Source organism: Ensifer sp. Root954, assembly GCF_001429005.1.
Classification (GTDB): Bacteria; Pseudomonadota; Alphaproteobacteria; order Rhizobiales; family Rhizobiaceae; genus Ensifer; species Ensifer adhaerens.
Genome location: NZ_LMJM01000001.1, coordinates 264,988 through 281,663 on the forward strand (window position 1 = coordinate 264,988; position 16,676 = coordinate 281,663).

At 63.1% G+C, this 16,676-nt stretch carries 13 protein-coding genes; 4 read left to right on the forward strand and 9 right to left on the reverse strand.

Annotation, left to right across the window (positions count from 1 at the left end):
- Positions 1 to 38 precede the first annotated feature (38 nt).
- Complete coding sequence (locus ASE71_RS01095; protein ID WP_034798446.1) at positions 39 to 1,100, forward strand: GH25 family lysozyme; 1,062 nt, start codon at positions 39 to 41, stop codon at positions 1,098 to 1,100.
- A gap of 43 nt (positions 1,101 to 1,143) precedes the next feature.
- Here the strand turns inward: ASE71_RS01095 and ASE71_RS01100 are convergent, their stop codons facing one another.
- Entirely contained in the window at positions 1,144 to 2,433 is a 1,290-nt protein-coding gene (locus ASE71_RS01100) for a patatin-like phospholipase family protein (protein WP_060521894.1), read from the reverse strand.
- 414 nt (positions 2,434 to 2,847) lie between these two features.
- Here ASE71_RS01100 and ASE71_RS01105 point away from each other — a divergent pair, with 414 nt between their 5' ends.
- Together ASE71_RS01105 and ASE71_RS01110 are read left to right on the forward strand one after the other, a co-directional pair.
- Entirely contained in the window at positions 2,848 to 3,522 is a 675-nt protein-coding gene (locus ASE71_RS01105) for a response regulator transcription factor (protein ID WP_060521893.1), read from the forward strand.
- Positions 3,519 to 4,889, forward strand: a complete 1,371-nt coding sequence (locus ASE71_RS01110) for a sensor histidine kinase (protein ID WP_060521892.1) — start codon at positions 3,519 to 3,521, stop codon at positions 4,887 to 4,889. The genes ASE71_RS01105 and ASE71_RS01110 overlap by 4 nt, the downstream gene beginning before the upstream one ends.
- A 114-nt stretch (positions 4,890 to 5,003) precedes the next feature.
- Here ASE71_RS01110 and ASE71_RS01115 read toward each other — a convergent pair whose 3' ends face one another.
- From ASE71_RS01115 to ASE71_RS01140, 6 genes are all read right to left on the reverse strand, one after another.
- Entirely contained in the window at positions 5,004 to 6,377 is a 1,374-nt protein-coding gene (locus ASE71_RS01115) for an alpha-glucosidase/alpha-galactosidase (RefSeq protein ID WP_060521891.1), read from the reverse strand.
- Positions 6,378 to 6,400: 23 nt separating this feature from the next.
- On the reverse strand, positions 6,401 to 8,074 hold the full coding sequence (locus tag ASE71_RS01120; RefSeq protein ID WP_060521890.1) for an ABC transporter ATP-binding protein: 1,674 nt from the start codon (positions 8,072 to 8,074) through the stop codon (positions 6,401 to 6,403).
- 12 nt (positions 8,075 to 8,086) lie between these two features.
- Entirely contained in the window at positions 8,087 to 9,214 is a 1,128-nt protein-coding gene (locus ASE71_RS01125) for an ABC transporter permease (RefSeq protein WP_060521889.1), read from the reverse strand.
- A complete protein-coding gene (locus ASE71_RS01130) occupies positions 9,211 to 10,221 on the reverse strand; it encodes an ABC transporter permease (protein WP_060521888.1) in 1,011 nt (336 codons plus the stop codon). The genes ASE71_RS01125 and ASE71_RS01130 overlap by 4 nt, the downstream gene beginning before the upstream one ends.
- A 69-nt stretch (positions 10,222 to 10,290) precedes the next feature.
- On the reverse strand, positions 10,291 to 12,375 hold the full coding sequence (locus ASE71_RS01135) for an ABC transporter substrate-binding protein (RefSeq protein ID WP_060521887.1): 2,085 nt from the start codon (positions 12,373 to 12,375) through the stop codon (positions 10,291 to 10,293).
- A 110-nt stretch (positions 12,376 to 12,485) separates the two neighbouring features.
- Positions 12,486 to 13,949 carry an alpha-glucosidase/alpha-galactosidase gene (locus tag ASE71_RS01140; protein WP_060521886.1) on the reverse strand — a complete coding sequence of 488 codons (1,464 nt, stop codon included), beginning with the start codon at positions 13,947 to 13,949 and terminating at the stop codon, positions 12,486 to 12,488.
- A gap of 188 nt (positions 13,950 to 14,137) precedes the next feature.
- Here ASE71_RS01140 and ASE71_RS01145 point away from each other — a divergent pair, with 188 nt between their 5' ends.
- A complete protein-coding gene (locus tag ASE71_RS01145) occupies positions 14,138 to 15,079 on the forward strand; it encodes an AraC family transcriptional regulator (protein WP_060521885.1) in 942 nt (313 codons plus the stop codon).
- A gap of 12 nt (positions 15,080 to 15,091) precedes the next feature.
- Here ASE71_RS01145 and ASE71_RS01150 read toward each other — a convergent pair whose 3' ends face one another.
- Together ASE71_RS01150 and ASE71_RS01155 are read right to left on the reverse strand one after the other, a co-directional pair.
- Complete coding sequence (locus ASE71_RS01150; RefSeq protein ID WP_159415747.1) at positions 15,092 to 15,589, reverse strand: EVE domain-containing protein; 498 nt, start codon at positions 15,587 to 15,589, stop codon at positions 15,092 to 15,094.
- Between the two features lie 126 nt (positions 15,590 to 15,715).
- Complete coding sequence (locus ASE71_RS01155; RefSeq protein ID WP_060521884.1) at positions 15,716 to 16,435, reverse strand: GNAT family N-acetyltransferase; 720 nt, start codon at positions 16,433 to 16,435, stop codon at positions 15,716 to 15,718.
- Between the last annotated feature and the right edge of the window lie 241 nt (positions 16,436 to 16,676).

The following is a 16,676-nucleotide window of genomic DNA, read 5'->3' on the forward strand; positions in this document are numbered from 1 at the left end:
GGCGATCGCCGTCGACCTTGTTTTGCGTACGGGTGCCCATGCGTCTTTCAGCTGCGACCGCAATCCTTTTTGCCGGCCTCATTTCGGGCTGCTCCTCCAGTTCGAGCCTGGACACCATCGCGCCGCCCTCGCGCGAAACGACGAGTTCGGTCGCGATGTCGGCCGCACCGGTGCCCGCCGCCAATGTCGGCGCGCGGGTCGCACAGATGACGCCGCCGCAGAACGTTCAATCGGCACCGCCCCAAGAAATGCTCGCCTGGGCCGGACCGGTCCCGGAGCCGGAAGCCTTTGCACCCGCGGCAAACACCACGACGACGCTCGCCGCGCCTGTTCCGGACGCGCGGCCGGTCGCTTTCGTCGCGCCGGAAAATCCGGTGACCCAGGCGATGCCACAGGGCCGCTCGCGCATCTACGGTCATCGTTTCCGTGACGCCAAGCCGATCAACTTCGGCCGCGCCAAAAATCCGCGCAAGATGGCCGTGCATGGCGTCGACGTCTCGCGCTGGCAGGCTGACATCGACTGGGCTCGGCTGCGTACACAAGGGGCGAACTTCGCCTTCATCAAGGCGACCGATGGCGGCGACCACCTCGACCCGATGTTCAAGAAGAACTGGCGCGCTGCCAAGGCGGCCGGCATCCGCCGCGGCGCCTATCACTTCTTCTACTGGTGCCGCACGGCCGGCGAACAGGCCGACTGGTTCATCCGCAACGTTCCGCGTGAACCGGGCGCGCTGCCGCCTGTCATCGACGTCGAATATAACGGCGAATCGAGCTGCAAGCGTCGCTTGTCGCCCGAGCGCGTGCGCGAAAAGATGCAGGTGTTCATGGACAAGCTCGAGGCCCATTACGGCCAGCGTCCTATCATCTACACGGCGCCGGACTTCTACGCCGACAACCTGCAGGGCGCTTTCAAGAACTATCCGTTCTGGCTGCGTGCCGTCGCCCAGCACCCGTCGATCGTCTACCCGAACCGCAAGTGGCTGTTCTGGCAGTATTCCGGTTCTGGCCTTTCTCAAGGCGTCGATGGCAAGATCGACCTCAACGTCTTCCACGGCAGCGAGGACCAGTGGCACGACTGGCTGGAGGCACGGGCGAACTGAGCCAGCAGGCTCTCGCTAACCTGCCTTCTCAGTCTGCAACCTCTCAACCCGCGCGGGCCAGGTTCGGCCCGACATGGTTGACGCGGTCGAGGAACCGCCGATAGCCGGCATTGTCGCGCAACAGGCGCCGGCCGAGATCCGCAAGAAAATCGACGTCCTTTTCGTTGAGGCTCAGCCGATTGTGCAGCCCGAGGATCCGCCGCGCCAGCACCGGGTCGGATACATCCGACAGCGCCAGCCGGATGATATCGACATCGAGATCGCCGCAGCCCCGCTTGGCGCCGCTGCTGCCGCACCGCCAAGTCACGAAGCTTTCCCGCCAGGCCGGCAGATGATCGCGCAGCGCATCGAAGCTCTGAAGATTGGGAATATTGATCATCGCGTCGATGGCGGCGACGATCGCATCGGGAGCCTTGGGGCTGTCGACCGTCTTCGAGATGTCCCCGCCGATCCGCGTGGAGGCATCGACGACGATGACAACCAAATGCCTGAGACGGAAGGCGCGCTCCGCTGGGATGGGTTCCGGAGCACCCCGGCCCATCAGGTGCAGCAGGCTTTGCGTTCCGATGCCATCGACCAGGCCGCCATCGTAGAGTTTCAGATAGTTGAGATCCCTTGCCGTTTCATAGCGCCTGAGGGAGCCAGCGTATTCGCGCGCAACGAGCGAGCCCGGCGCGCGAACCCCTGTCTTCTGTGTTTTCGCTTCCGGCAACGCCTCGCAACCGCTTCGGAAGTTCTGCAAGGTCAGCGGCGCGAAAACGACCGGGACGGCGGCCGAGGCCGCAACCGCATAGGCGAGCGGATAGTCGTCGTAGCTGCTGCAGATGGCGGTGAACGAGGCACGGTCGAAGATGAACGGTGCGCGGTTATAGAGATCGGTCGCGTGGATCACCAGGCGCGGATGGCCGGAGCGCGAGATGTTGCCGAGCGTTGCGCCGTTAAACAGGTTGGCGTCGAGCCAGGCCGGAAAACCGGAGAGATCGTTCACCCCGCCGCGATAGCCGCGCAGGATATTGGGCGGTGAAAACGACGTCCTGAGCGAGGCCTCGACATCGCGTCCGAGAAACCGCTTGCGGAAATCCTCAAGGCCCGCGCGGCCGTTCAAGGCAAAATAGGAGGCGAGCACAGCACCTCCGGAGACGCCGGCAACAACCGCGACATCGTCGGCAAGCCGGCGCCCTCGCCCGCCCGGGGACGGCGCCTCGGCCAACGCCGACAGGACGCCATAGCCGAAGGCAGCAGAGCGGGCGCCGCCACCGGAAAAGGCAAGGATAATGCCGGTGTCGCTCACATCAAACGTCGACTGCGCAAGCGGCACGGCACCCGTCGTCAATTCAAGTCGCCTGTTTGTGGGCGTCACGTCCGGGCCGGCGCAGCCGGCGGTGGCAAGAGCGAGCGCCAAGGTACCGTGACGCAGGAACCGACCTGCGCGCGCAAGTGCAACCGGATGCGCTGCACGCCAGCCAGCCGGCCTTTCCCTGCGTTGTCTGAGTGTAGGCGACGTCCGTTTGCTGAATGTCATGCGCCGTGATCCGGGTTGGCTTTGTCCGCGAACCCCGTTCTTGAGGTTTCACTGCTGCACAGCCTAAGGATCAAGATTGAGACAGCATGTCATGCAGGGCGCCCGCAACGAATGATTGTGCGGCGACAAAGATCGGGATTACCTTGCGGCGGGATGACAGGTTCCCTCAATGAAGCGGCACTAGGATCGCGCGCGTAGGCACGTTGCACGGGGTAAAGCGCATTCATGCGGGTCTTGCTGGTCGAAGATGAGAAGGAGCTCGCGGGGGCGCTGAAGGCCGCGTTGAGCCATCACCGGATGATCGCCGATCATGCGCGCGATCTCGCTGAGGCCGCGCTGATCCTCAACGACGCCGTCTATGACGTGGTCGTGCTCGATCGCAAGCTGCCCGATGGCGACGGGCTCTCGCTTATCCCACTGATACGGGCGCGCGGCAACACCGTGCCGGTGCTGATGCTGACGGCGCTCGACGACCTCGCCGACCGGGTGGCGGGGCTCGATGGCGGCGCCGACGACTATATCGGCAAGCCCTTCGCCTTCGAGGAACTGCTGGCGCGGCTGCGCGCGCTTGCCCGTCGCCCGGTTCCGGTGCAATCCGATGTCGTTACCGTCGGTCGACTCTCCTTCGATCTCGCCCATTGCGAGGCGAGCGTGGCCGGCACGCCGCTGAAGATGCCGCGGCGCGAGCTTCTGGTGCTTGAAACGCTGACCCGTCGCATGGGACGCATGGTGCTGCGTGCCGCCCTTATGGAAGCCGTGTTCGGGCTCGACGACGAGATCCAGTCCAATGCGCTCGACACCCATATCTCGCGCGTGCGCCGCAAGCTGGCGGACGCAGACGCGGGCGTGACCATCAACGGCATCCGCGGCGTCGGCTATCTCCTCAGAGAAGACCAATGAGCGGCCGCGCTTCCCATTCCTTCAAATGGCGGCTCGTCGGCTGGCTCGTGCTGTTCGAAACGGTAGCGACCCTTGTCGTTATCGCCATTGCGGTCGGCCTGCTCTGGGTGACCGGCTATCTCATCGACGGCTACGAGAACGGCAATGTTGACGTCTTGAAGGACGCGATCACCCGCAAAGCCGATGGCGGGCTCGAACTTCAGGAAACGCCGGTGCTGCAGCGGCTGCGCCAACAGGCGGGAAAGATCTGGTTCATCGTTCGCGACAGACAAGGGCACAGCCTCTCGGAGGGCACGGTGCCGGAAGAATTCGCCTTTGCGGTCGCCGGGCTCGAGCGCATGAACGACGCCCGCTTCCGGCTTTCGCCCGACAAGAACGCCCGTCCGGAAGCGGTCGTCAAATGGCTCGAGTCGCCGGCCGGCATGGTCCAGATCTTCAGCGGCACGGAGGGACAATTGACGCTCGGCCGCCTGCTGCTCAGCACCACCGGCGCCTTCCTCAGCATCTTCGTGCCGATGCTGCTACTGCTCGCCTTTGCGACCGTGGTCGTCACCCCGATCGTCGTTCGAAGGATGCTCTCGGGCCTGTCGCACGCGGCCTCGCATGCCGCCCACATCGAATATGACCAGCGCGGCATCCAGATGCCGGTGACGGGTGTTCCCAATGAGTTTCTGCCGCTGGTGACGGCCGTCAACGATGCGCTGACAAGGCTCGATGACGGCTATACGAGACACAAGCGCTTCCTAGCCCAGGCGGCGCATGAATTGCGCACGCCGGTCGCCATTCTCGGCGCTCGCATCGCCTCGCTGCCGCCGGGACCGGACAAGACCCGCCTCAACGAGGACGTGACGCGCCTTTCCATTCTGGCGGGCCAGCTTCTCGATCTCGAACGGCTCGACGCCGAGAACGATGAGTTCAGGCCGGTCGATCTTGCAGCACTTGCCGAGCGGGTGATTGTCGCGCTCGCGCCACTTGGCTTCGGAGCAGGTTACGAGATGACATTCGAGGCCGTTCAACGCCCTGTCATGGTGACGGGAGACGAGGCGTCGCTGGAGCGAGCGCTCACCAATCTCGTGCAGAACGCCATCGACCACGGCGGAAGGCGCGGCACGATCACGGTCAAGGTCGATCCTCAGGGCGTGATCGAGGTCTGCGACGACGGCGACGGCATTCCGCGCAGCGAAACCGACCGGATCTTCGAGCCGTTTCAGCGGCTGCGCAAGGACGGCAAGGGCGCGGGCCTCGGCCTCAACCTCGTGCAGAAGATCGTGCACCTGCATGGCGGCTACGTCGACGTCTCCCGCTCGGCGTCCGGCGGCGCCTGCATGCGGATCGTGCTGCCGCTGGCGGCAGCCGTAACAGCTTGAGAAGAACAAGCCCCGGAACCGGCGCTGTCGGTCTTGCCCCGTAAATCGGCTAGGACATGGGGGAAAGACGACATGCGGTTCCGGGGCTTGACGCGGCCTGACCGGGAGAAAAAGTCAGGCTGCCTGGACCTTTTTCGACACGCGCGCCCATTCCGGGATCCAGTCGCGATGCGCGACGAGCAGGTCGTCGACGAGCGACCAGATCTGGTCGAGATCGAGTTCGGCCGCCGTGTGCGGATCCATCATTGCGGCGTGGTAGAGATGCTCGCGGTTCTCGGTCATGAGCGCCTGAACCGTCAGCTCCTGCACGTTGATGTTGGTGCGGATCAGCGCCGTCAGCTGCGGCGGCAGATCGCCGATGAAGGTCGGCTGGATACCCGAGGCATCGACCAGGCAGGGAACTTCAGCGGCGCAATTTTCCGGCAGCGAGGTGATGCAGCCGTTGTTCCTGAGGTTGCCGTAGATGACGGAGGGTTCGCCGGTCCAGACCGAGTTCATGATCGAAGACGCGTATTCGTGGCTCTCGGCCACTTCGATCGTCTCGGCTTCCTTGAAGGCAGCCGCCTGCCCCTTCCAGCGTTCGATCTGCTCGACGCAGCGCTTCGGGTACTCGTCGAGCGGGATGCCGAACTTCTCGATCAGGTCGGGACGGCCGTCCTTGATGAAATAGGGCGTGTACTCGGCGAAGTGCTCGGAGCTTTCGGTGACGAAATAGCCGAGCCGCGTCAGCATCTCGTAGCGCACCTTGTTGGGGCAGCGCGGGTTCCAGTGGCTGGGCTTGGGGAAGCGGCCTTCGCGGTAGCCGCGCACCAGATCCGGATAGAGATCGCGGAAGCTGCCGTCGGCCTGTTTGTGTTCGAACTTGAGGAAGAAAGCCATGTGGTTGATGCCGGCGGCGCGGTAGCGGATCTCCGAAACCGGGATGTCGAGATCGCGTGAAAGCTCGTAGGCCGTGCCCTGGACAGAATGGCAAAGGCCGACCTGACGGATCGTCGGAAACTTCTCGGAGATCGCCCAGGTGTTGATCGCCATCGGGTTGACGTATTGCAGCAGGATCGCGTTCGGGCAGACCTGCAGCATGTCCTCGCAGATCTTCCAGAGATGCGGCACGGTGCGAAGGCCGCGCATGATGCCGCCGACGCCGAGCGTATCGGCAATGGTCTGGCGCAGGCCGTACTTCTTCGGTACCTCGAAATCCGTGACCGTGCAGGGCTCAAAGCCGCCGATCTGGAAGGCGACGACGACGAAGTCCGCACCTTCCAGCGCCTTTTTCTGGTTGGAATGAGTCTCGATATCAGCCTTGACCCCGAGCGTGCGCACCAGCTTGCTGGCGACGATCTCGCTTTCGCCGAGGCGCTCGGGGTTCACGTCCATCAGCGCGATCGTCGCGGCCGACAGCGCCGGACGCTGCAGCACGTCGCCGATGATGTTCTTCATGAAGACGGTGGAGCCGGCGCCGATGAAGGTGATCTTGGGTTGTCTGGTCATGGATTGCCTCTCAATTCTAGCGGTCATGCTGCCACATCGAAGGCGGCTCTCACGAGCCTTTCGGTGTAGGCGGTCTTGGGATTGGACAGAATTTCGCTCACCGGCCCCTCCTCGACGATTCTGCCATGCTGCATCACCACCACCCGATGGCAGAGCGCGCGCACGACCTTGAGGTCATGGGAGATGAAGAGGTAGCTTAAGCCCCGCTCGTCCTGCAGCTTGCGCAGCAGCTCGATGATCTGGGCCTGGACCGAGAGATCGAGCGCCGAAGTCGGCTCGTCGAGCAGGATGAATTCAGGCTCAAGCGCGATGGCCCGGGCGATCGCAATGCGCTGGCGCTGGCCGCCGGAGAACTCATGCGGAAAGCGCGACAGGATGTTGCCCGGCATGCCCGCGGCGTTAAGCGCATCCACCACCCGGTCGAGCCGGTCCTTGCGGTTCGCACCGATGCCGTTGACGACCAGCCCCTCCTCGATGATCTGGCCGATCGACATGCGCGGGTTGAGCGAGGCGAAGGGGTCCTGAAAGACGATCTGGATGCGCGAGCGCAGAGGCCGCATCTGGGTCCGGTCCTTGTCGTGGATCGGGATGCCGTCGAAGTAGATCTCGCCGCCATCGGGGTTGAGCAGGCGGATCAGCGCCTGGCCGAAGGTCGTCTTGCCCGATCCGGATTCGCCGACCAGCCCCAGCGTTTCGTGCTTGCGCAGATTAAGGCTGAGCTTGTCGACCGCGACCAACTCAGAAAACTGCGAGCGGAAAAGACCGCCCTTCTTCAGCATGAAGGAGACCTTCACGTCCCGCCCGTCGAGCATGATCGGGGCGTTGTCCGGTAGCGGTTTAGCCGCACCCGACGGCTCCGACGAGAGCAGCCGTTTGGTATAGGCATGCAACGGGTTGGCGAAGAGCGCGGCCGTGGTGTTGTGCTCCTTCACCTCGCCGTACTGCATGACGTAGACGTAGTCCGAGAACTGCCGAACCACCGTCAGGTCGTGGGTGATCAGGATCACCGCCATGCCGAGCTCGCGCTGCAGGTCTCGGATGAGGTTGAGGATCTGCGCCTGGACGGTGACGTCGAGCGCCGTCGTCGGCTCGTCGGCGATCAGCACATCCGGATCGTTGGCGAGTGCCATCGCGATCATCACCCGCTGGCGCTGGCCGCCGGAGAGCTGGTGTGGATACTGATTGATCCGGAGCTCCGGGTCCGGGATCCGTACGTGGCGCAGGAGCTCCAGCGCCCGCTCGGTCGCGGCGCGTCGGCTCATCCTGCGATGCGCCCGGATCGCCTCGATGATCTGCGTGCCGACCGTGTAGACCGGATTGAGCGAACTCATCGGCTCCTGGAAGATCATCGCAAGGCGATTGCCACGCAAACCGCGCCGCTCACGCGGCGAGAATTTCAGCACGTCCTTGCCGTCATAGTCGATGCGCGATTGCGGGGCGATCGTGGCACGCTTGGAGAGCAGCCCCATGACGCAGCGCGCGGTAACCGATTTGCCCGAGCCGGACTCGCCGACGATGGCGATGGTCTCGCCGCGGTAGAGCTGGAAGGAAACATCCTTCACCGCCTCCACCGTGCCATGTTCGACCTTGAATCGAACCGCGACATTGCGGGCGTCGATGACCGGCCGGCCATCGCGTTCGGCAAGGTCCCTGCGCTCAAAGGGCGCGGCAGTGAGGACGTCGATTGTCTCTGTCATGATGCGTCCTCCTCAATAGGGATCGATGGCGTCGCGCAGGCCGTCGCCAAGCGCATTGAAGGCGAAGACTGTGACAAGCACGAAGGCCACGGGCGACAGGATCCAGGGATAGGACCCGATGACGGAATAGGTGGAGGTATCCTGCAGCATCAGCCCCCAGGAAATGAGCGGCGGCTTGACCGCAAAGCCGAGGAACCCGAGGAAGGATTCAAGCAGCACCACCTGCGGGATCGACAGCGTGACGGCGACGATCACATGGCTCATCACGTTCGGCAGGATGTGCTGGAAGATGATGCGCCGGTCGCTGGCGCCGACGGCGATCGCCGCCCGCACATAGTCGATGCGGGCAAGCGCCAGCGTCTTGCCGCGCACCTCGCGCGACATCTGCGCCCAGCCGAGCGCCGACATGACGATGATGACGAAGGCGAGGAAGACATTGGTCGGCGCCGTCACCGGGATCAGCGACGTCAGCGCCAGGTAGAGCGGCAATTGTGGGAAGGCGAGCACCAGTTCGACGAAGCGCTGAGTCCAGACGTCGAAGCGGCCGCCGAAATAGCCCGACGCCATGCCGACGGTCGTGCCGACGATGGTGACGATCGAGACGACGATGAGGGCGATCATCAACGAGATGCGCGAGCCGACGAGAATGCGTGACAGCACGTCGCGGCCAAACTTGTCGGTACCGAGCAGATGCACCGGCGAGCCATCGACCGCGCCAAAGAAATGGCGCTCGGCCGGGATCAGGCCGAAGAGACTGTAGGGCGCGCCCTTGACGAAGAAGCCAAGGATCTGCGGATTGTCGTAGTCGGGGCCGATGATCGGCTGAAAGGTGATCGGGTCGAGTTCCGTACCTTCGCTGAGCGGATAGCTGCGCGGCGAGAAAACGAGGTTGCCGTCCTTGTCGGTGAAGCTGATCGCCTGCGGCGGCGCAAAGGCGACGCCCGTGGCCTTCGGATCGACCGGCGACAGGAAGTCCGCAAAAATAGCCATGAAGAGCAACAGGCCAACGAGCACGAGGCCGAGCATGCCGGTCCAGGAGCGCTTCAGCCGGCGCCAGACGAGCGCAGGATAGCTTTCGTTGTGCTGCTCGTTCTTGGGTTCGACGACGAGCGGAAGGGTTGTTTGCATCTCGACGGTCATGCTGGGGCTCCTCCGAGACGCACGCGCGGATCGAGTGCGGCCAACAGCATGTCGGCGATGATGTTGCCGAGGATAAGGGTCGCCGACAGAACCAGCATGAAGGTGGCGGTGACATAGACGTCGCCCACCCACATGGAGCCGACGATGGCCGGTCCGACGGTCGGCAGCGCGAAGATGATCGCCGTCTCGATCTCGCCGGTCAGCATGTAGGGCAGCACAACGCCCTGGTACATGATCAGCGGATGCAGGGCATTCGGCACCGCATGGCGCATGACCACCGCGCCTTCGCTCAGGCCCTTCGCCCGGGCGGTTTCGACATATTGCGCGTTCAGCGTGTCGAGCAGATTGCCGCGCATCACCCGCATATTGTAGGCGAGGCCGCCGAAAGTGGCGATCGCCACGACCGGCCAGACATGTTTGACGAGGTCGACGAATTTGTCCCAGGACCAGGGCGCACCGCCATAACGGGCCGAGTGGAAGCTGTTGATTTCGCTCACATTGAAATGGAAGACGAGGATGTAGACGATGATCAGCGCCATCAGGAAGCGCGGCACCGTCATGCCGAGGAAGGCCACCGTCGAAAGCAGGCTGTCGATCCACGAATACTGCCGTGTCGCGGCGATGATACCGAAGGATATGCCGATGATGGACGCCAGGATGTGGCAGACGAGCGCCAATGCCAGCGTGCGCGGCAGGCGTTCGCCGACGACATCGGCAACAGGCTTGTTGTAGTAGAGGCTGTGGCCGAAATCGCCGCGCGTCAGGATGCCGGTCATCCAGTTGACGTATTGAACCGGCAGCGGCTTATCGAGGCCATGCTCCTTGCGATAGGCCTGCGCCTGGGCTTCGGCTTCCTCATAGGATGCGCCACCCTGGTTGATCAGCTGCGAGCGGATGTAATCGCTGTAGTCTCCGGGCGGCGCCTGGATGATGGCGAAGGTCGCCACGCTCAAGACAAGCAGCACCGGAATGGCAGAGGCGATGCGGACAAGCAGAAACCTGAACATGCCGTTTCCTTCTGTCGGTTAAGATGAGGCGCCGCCCCTCCGGCTTGAGGCCGGAGGGGCGGCCTTCGATCAGTTGCTCAGGCTCTTCTCGCCGGGCTTGCCCGGGAGCTGCTCGGCGAAGAGCTCGAAGTCACCCTGCTTGTCGGCGGGGACAAAGAGACGCTCGCGCATGATCGTGTCCTCGGCCCAGTTGAACATGAAGATCGGCGCTCCCGTCGGCACGTTGGCGAAGCGCTTGTTGATGATCAGCGCGCCCGGATATTCGGTAAGGCCGACTGTATCGAGGTTCGTCGTCGCGACCTTCTGGTACTGCTTCATCAAGTTCGCGCGCTCGGCATTGTCGTTGGTGGCAATGAACTTGTTGATGATGTCGACGAGTTCCTGTTCGAAGGGCATCAGGTCAAGCTGACCGCCTTCCGGTGCACGGTGGTGCCAGCTGGTGCGCGGACCGGCGGCCGCCAGCTGCGGCGTGTTCTGCACGACGGAGGCATATTCGGCGGCGTTGCGGTGAACCATCCAGTCGAACTTGCCGGCGTAATTGGTCGCGTCCCGCTGCTTGCCGTCCAGCGAGTTCAGAACCACCCGGAGGCCGAGCTTTTCCATCTGGCCGATAAGGCCCTCGGCCAGGTTGCGGTCGGTCGCATAGCTGTTGTCGATCAGAAGCACGATCTCCACGTCCTTGCCGCCGGCCTTGCCGTCCGCGAAGTTGACGAAGCCGTTGCCGTCGGTGTCCTTCAGCCCCGCCTTCTCAAGCAGCGCCTTCGCGCCATCGATGTCGAAGGGATAGTAGACGGTCGATTGCCGGTCGTAGAAGCTGGTGCCGGAGGAAAGCCCGCCGGGATAGATCGCGGTAAAGGGGCCCTTTACGAGCGCCTCGCCGAGCTTCTTGCGGTCGACCGCCATGGTCACCGCCTTGCGGAAATCCTCGTTGCGGTTGAGTTCACGCACCGCCTGGGCGCGTTCGTCCGGCTCCCCCCAGCCATTGGCCGAGAAGTTCATGTGCAGATTGTAGCCGATGAGGCGCGGGCCGAAGGCAAGCCGGGCGGGGGCCGTATCCTGGGCGGCGCGCTTCAGCGACTCCACGAAGTTTTCCGGCTGCTCGAGGTTCGAGAGATCGGCGGAACCTGCAATCGCCTGTACGTCGCGGTCGGCCCAGGTCGAGAGCTTGTAGTGCAACTCGTTGATGTAGGGCAGCTGGTTGCCGGCCTCATCGACCTTCCAATAGTACGGGTTCCGGCGCAGCACGATGATATCGTCGGGGCGATAGGCGACAGGGACCCAGGCACCCATGACCGGGATGTTCATGTACTCGGGCGGGAAGGCATTCTTGTACTGGTCGTAGGTGGTACCGGCGTATTTCGGATGCTTGGCCTTGAGAATATGCGACGGGCCGGGGCAGAAGGTGCCATAGGCCATGGCATAGAGATGCTGGCGCGGGAAAGCCTCCTTGAAGGTCCACTCGACCGTATACTGGTCGATCTTCTTCAGCGTCGTGCCGGCGCCGAAGGTCTCCGGCGTCGCGCCGTTCAGCGGCGTCACGCTCGGGTCGAGCACGTTGTCTTCCCAGTAGAACATTACGTCGTCGGCATCGAAGAGGTCGCCATCCGACCACTTGGCGCCCTCGACCAGATGCATCGTCAGCTTGTGGCCGTCAGAAGACCAGTCCCAGCTCTTGGCAAGGTTCGGCAGAGGCTCGACGTCCTTCGCTTCCACCTGGAAGAGCGGCGCCGTACGCGTCAGGCATTCGGACATGCCGATATCGATGCCCCCCCAACCCTGGCTCTGGCCGGCTGAGTAGTTCCAGCCCTCGGGACGACCGCCGATGACGTGGCGCAGCGTGTCGCCATAGACACCGACGCCATCAGGCATGTTGCCGGTCTTGAAGACCATCGGCTCCTTCGGCAGCCGTTCGGCGACCGGCGGCAGCTTGCCGGTCTTGACGTATTTCTCGGTAACCCAGGCCGGTTCCTTGTATTCCGGCAGCGCCTTGAACTCGGCGATCGAGTCGCGCGGCACATAGGTGATCTTGCCCTCGGCCGGAAAGGCCGGCTGCTGGGGCACGACGGTCGGCTCGGAAGCGGTCGCCTCCAAGGCAAGGGTCGAGATGCCGACAAGCAGCAGGCTCGCCATTTTCATCAGTCTGTGGCTGGTCATTGGCTTAGATTCTCCCTCTTTGCCGCGCCGGGACGCGGCCTCCTCCTTGAAAAGTCTGCACTTCAGGCAGAGCTGCCCACGTCTCCTCACGGAAGCAGCGCTGCAATCGATCAGCCGGCGGCGCGGACCTGACGCTCGGCGCGCAACTCGTCGAGCGAACGCACCTCACGCCGCGCAGCGCCATTCCATTCGCGCGTCTTGACGGTTGCGCGGCCAAGTCGCTCCTTGGCGCCGTCGATGGCATGGGCGTATTGCGGCAGCCACTGGCTTTGAGCGACCACCATCTCGTCGACCATCTGCCAAGCCTCCTCCGGTGTGCAGATGGCGCCGACCAGCGGATCATGCAGCATCGCCAGCTTTAGAAGATCGAGATCGCCGGTCACGGCCGCATGGACCGACATGCGCTGGACGTTGATCGAGGAAAGGCAGGTGGCGGCACAGGCCTCGGGAAGGGTGATGCCCGAGACCATGTTGATGCCGAAGCGATCGACGAAGCCGGGGGATTCGATGATGGCGTCGGCAGGCAGGTTGGTGATCACGCCATTGTTCTTGACATTGAAATGGCCGCGATAGACCCGGCCCGTTTCCAGCGCCTCGAGAATATGGCTCGCATGTTCGTTCGAGCGCTTCTGATGGTCGAGCGGCCGGCCGGCTGCTTCGAGGAACTGCGGAAACTCGGTTTCGAACCAGTTGCGCGTCTCGGTCGAATGCCTGAGATAGCCGCCGGTCTCGCCGTGGATCCAGTCGGACATATCGATCCAGCGGGTAATTTCCTCCGGGCGCTTGCGATACCAGGGAAGATATTCGGAGAGATGGCCGTTGCTCTCGGTCGAATAGACGCCGAACCGCTTCAGCACGTCGATGCGGAGCTTCTCCTGCTTGGAGAACACCGGGTGCGCCTCGAAGGCCGCAACCAACTCGTCCTTGCCGATCCTGCGGCCCTTCAGCCTCACGTCGACGAACCAGGTCTGATGGTTGATACCCGAGCAGATGTAGTCGAGTTCGCCCTCGCCGGCTCCCAAGATTTCGGCGATCTGCTCGCCGCCGTGCTGAACACCGTGGCAGAGCCCGACCGTATCGACCTTGCCGTATTCGATCGCTGCCCAGGTGTTCATCGCCATCGGGTTGGCATAGTTCAGGAACTTGGCACCCGGTTCGGCGACCGCGCGGATATCCCGGCAGAAGTCGAGGATGACGGGGATGTTGCGCTGGCCGTAGAGGATGCCGCCGGCGCATATCGTATCGCCGACGCATTGGTCGACGCCATATTTAAGGGGGATGCGGATGTCGTCGGCATAGGCTTCGAGTCCACCGACACGGACGCAGCTGATGATGTAGCGGGCGCCTTCGAGCGCTTTCAGCCGATCGGTGGTTGCCGTCACCTTCGTCGGCAGGCGGTTGACTTCGACAATCCGGTCGAGGATCGCCTTGATCATCTCCAGATTGCGGGCGCTGAGATCTGTCAGCGCAACCTCGATGTCGCGCAATTCCGGCACGGCGAGAATGTCGGTGAAGAGCTTCTTGGTGAAGCCTATGCTGCCGGCGCCGATGATGGCCATCTTGAATGTTGCCATGCCCTCACTCCTCATGAACTGCATGCATCTCTGACAAAGGGTAAAATCAATTCACGGTTTTTCACCGTCTCTGCGCGCAACTTCGATGCATCCCCTCATTTCTTACGGGCCAAAAGCACCGCCTGTTGCGCTGTTGGTGGTCATTATGTGTATAATCGCCGACCCCGCCAGAGCGGTATTGTGCTTTCATGGGTATTTTTATGCTGCAAGAATTGATCGACAACGGCCCGGTTATGCGAACCGTTTCACTGCCGCGGGGACGCCAGAGCCTGCACGCGATGCCGACCAGCACCGGCTATGAAATCCGCAACAATGCGACCTATGACTGGGACGGCAGAAAGCGCGGAAACACGCCCTTTACCGTGCTCCAGCATACGATCGCGGGTGCCGGAAACCTGCGATACGAAAACCGCAGCTATCGGGTGCGCGAGGGCGAGACGCTGCTCCTGCTCGTGCCGCACAATCATCGCTACTGGCTGGAAGACGGCGGGCGCTGGGAGTTCTTCTGGATCTCGATGAACGGCGACGAGGCGCTGCGCATCCACCGCGCCCTGCTCGCTGTCACCGGTCCCGTATTGAAGCTGCAACCGGAAACGATCGAGCATCTGGCCGACTGCAGCCTGCGGCTGATCCGCGGCGGCGAGACGCCAGGCAGAGCCTCGGCGATTGCCTACGAGGCGGCGATGGCGCTCTACGACGACGTCTTCGGCTCGCACCCGGTGTTCAGCCATGAACACAGGACGATGCACCGCGTCGTCGACCACATCATGAACAACTTGCAGAACCCGCTTCCAGTGGAGGAACTGGCACGCGTGTCGGGCTTGAGCCGGGCGCATTTCTCGCGCGTCTTCGCCGCCAGCGAAGGCATGGCGCCGGCCGAATATGTGCTGCAGAAGCGCTTGCAGCGTGCGGTAAAACTGCTGACGAAAACCGCAAGCCTTCCGGTCAAGGAAGTGGCCATTCTCTCGGGCTTCGAAGACCCCAACTATTTCGCCAAGGTGTTCCGCCGCTCCTTCGGTCTGAGCCCGACGGAATTCAGAACCACCGGCATGTATGCCAGCATCGCCGCCGGCTCGGTGGAGCAAGCGGTCGACACGGCGGAGGACGCAACGGTGCTGCTGCCGGGTTGAAGACGCGAACGATCAGCCGGCGAGTTGCTGCCGAAAGGCCGGCACCCTCGGGAAAACCATGCCGAGGTCTGCATGCATGGCCCGCGCGATCACACGGAAGTCACGCTCGCTGATGGCAAGATGACCAAGACGAAGCTTCTGGTCCCAGTTACGGTTGCCTTCGGCAAATTCAAGGCTGTCGAGCCACGGCCGAACCGGCGCCTCCATGCTGTCGGCCCAGTCGATGTCGCCGCGATGCGGGGCGACACCGCCCATGGCAAAGAAGTAGGGCGGGCGCTCCTTGACGACACCGATGGCGGCAAAACATGCAAGCCCCGCCCTGCCGTTAAAGGCGGCGTTGGGCGCATAACCGATGAAGCCATCACCCGCCTTCATGCGCGTCATCGCCTGGACATTGCCGTAGCCGTAGCCAAAGCGAGAGAAGCCGTCTTCGGCGGCATGCTGCAGGTCATCGCCGGAAACAGCGCCGATCCAGAAATTGCGCTCGCCCGACCTGTTTGCTGCACCCATCTGAAACATATCCTGCGCCGACATCTGCAATCCCTCGATCTCTTATCCTGGGACCACTTTACGCGCGACCCCTGCCAGATTCTGTCAGCATCGTTTTGACGGCCCGGCATACCGTCGAGCCGCGTCTCAGCCGTCTTCGGAGGGCGCTTCCCATTGGCCGAAAAGCGTCACGCCTACGGCTCCCGCAAGCGCCACCGACGCGTGGTTGTCGAGTTGGCAGCGATATTGCGGTTGGTAGCCCTTTTCGAGGGCGGCCCTGCTGATTGCGCGCACGACCTTGCGGGCGTGGCCCTTACCCCTATCGGACACAAGCGTCAGCACACCGAGATCGGCGATCTGCCGCTCCTGCCAGGGATACATGCTCGCGGCACAGACCAGCCTGTCACCATCGAAGGCTCCGTAGACCAACCAGTGATCCAGTTCGACATAGGCTGCATCGAGATCCTCTTCCGAGGCGGAGCCCTGGAACAGGGCGAACGCGGCCGCATCCTTCGCCGTGAGCGCGCGCACATGGGCGCCTGAATTCTCCCGCAACAGCACAGCCTTATCCGCTTCGGTGAAGTAGAAGAGGTTGTCAGCACCGTTCAGGACGATGCCGGCATCGCACAGCCCTTGGCGAAGGGGCGCTTCGGTGAGCACCTGCCCCGCCGCCGACGACAGCGCGGCGCCGAGCGCCGGGGACAGGGCCACGATCACGCCGTTTTCAGCCGTGTGCAGCACCATGGCCGGGCTCTCCTCGTCGAGGTCTGGATTGACCGTGACGGTAAACCGATCCGCGCTTGCGAGAACATCGCCCGCAAAGGACGCGTTCCAGAAATCGGTAATCTCAGGGGAAAACGGCGGCATGGCACTCAGTCTCTTGAACGAACACCGCGCCTGTCGGCGGCAAGCGGCGCGATTAATGGAGTAGTCGATTAATCAAATCGCAGTGCCAGCGATGTGTGGGCCGACAATGGCGCAATGAAGGCGCCAAAAAGCAAAAGCGCCCGCAGGAGATGCAGGCGCTTGGCAATTCTTCAGTCTCTAAGATCGCCTTAGCGGGCGAAGGCCGTACGTGCGACGCGGTCGATGTCGGCGCGTTCGATGC

Bases quoted from the DNA above. Each gene is read 5' to 3' on its own strand.
- ASE71_RS01095 (WP_034798446.1), top strand. From the start codon at position 39: ATGCGTCTTTCAGCTGCGACCGCAATCCTTTTTGCCGGCCTCATTTCG.
- ASE71_RS01105 (WP_060521893.1), top strand. From the start codon at position 2,848: ATGCGGGTCTTGCTGGTCGAAGATGAGAAGGAGCTCGCGGGGGCGCTG.
- ASE71_RS01110 (WP_060521892.1), top strand. From the start codon at position 3,519: ATGAGCGGCCGCGCTTCCCATTCCTTCAAATGGCGGCTCGTCGGCTGG.
- ASE71_RS01115 (WP_060521891.1), bottom strand. From the start codon at position 6,377: ATGACCAGACAACCCAAGATCACCTTCATCGGCGCCGGCTCCACCGTC.
- ASE71_RS01120 (WP_060521890.1), bottom strand. From the start codon at position 8,074: ATGACAGAGACAATCGACGTCCTCACTGCCGCGCCCTTTGAGCGCAGG.
- ASE71_RS01125 (WP_060521889.1), bottom strand. From the start codon at position 9,214: ATGACCGTCGAGATGCAAACAACCCTTCCGCTCGTCGTCGAACCCAAG.
- ASE71_RS01130 (WP_060521888.1), bottom strand. From the start codon at position 10,221: ATGTTCAGGTTTCTGCTTGTCCGCATCGCCTCTGCCATTCCGGTGCTG.
- ASE71_RS01135 (WP_060521887.1), bottom strand. From the start codon at position 12,375: ATGACCAGCCACAGACTGATGAAAATGGCGAGCCTGCTGCTTGTCGGC.
- ASE71_RS01140 (WP_060521886.1), bottom strand. From the start codon at position 13,949: ATGGCAACATTCAAGATGGCCATCATCGGCGCCGGCAGCATAGGCTTC.
- ASE71_RS01145 (WP_060521885.1), top strand. From the start codon at position 14,138: ATGGGTATTTTTATGCTGCAAGAATTGATCGACAACGGCCCGGTTATG.
- ASE71_RS01150 (WP_159415747.1), bottom strand. From the start codon at position 15,589: ATGGGTGCAGCAAACAGGTCGGGCGAGCGCAATTTCTGGATCGGCGCT.
- ASE71_RS01155 (WP_060521884.1), bottom strand. From the start codon at position 16,435: ATGCCGCCGTTTTCCCCTGAGATTACCGATTTCTGGAACGCGTCCTTT.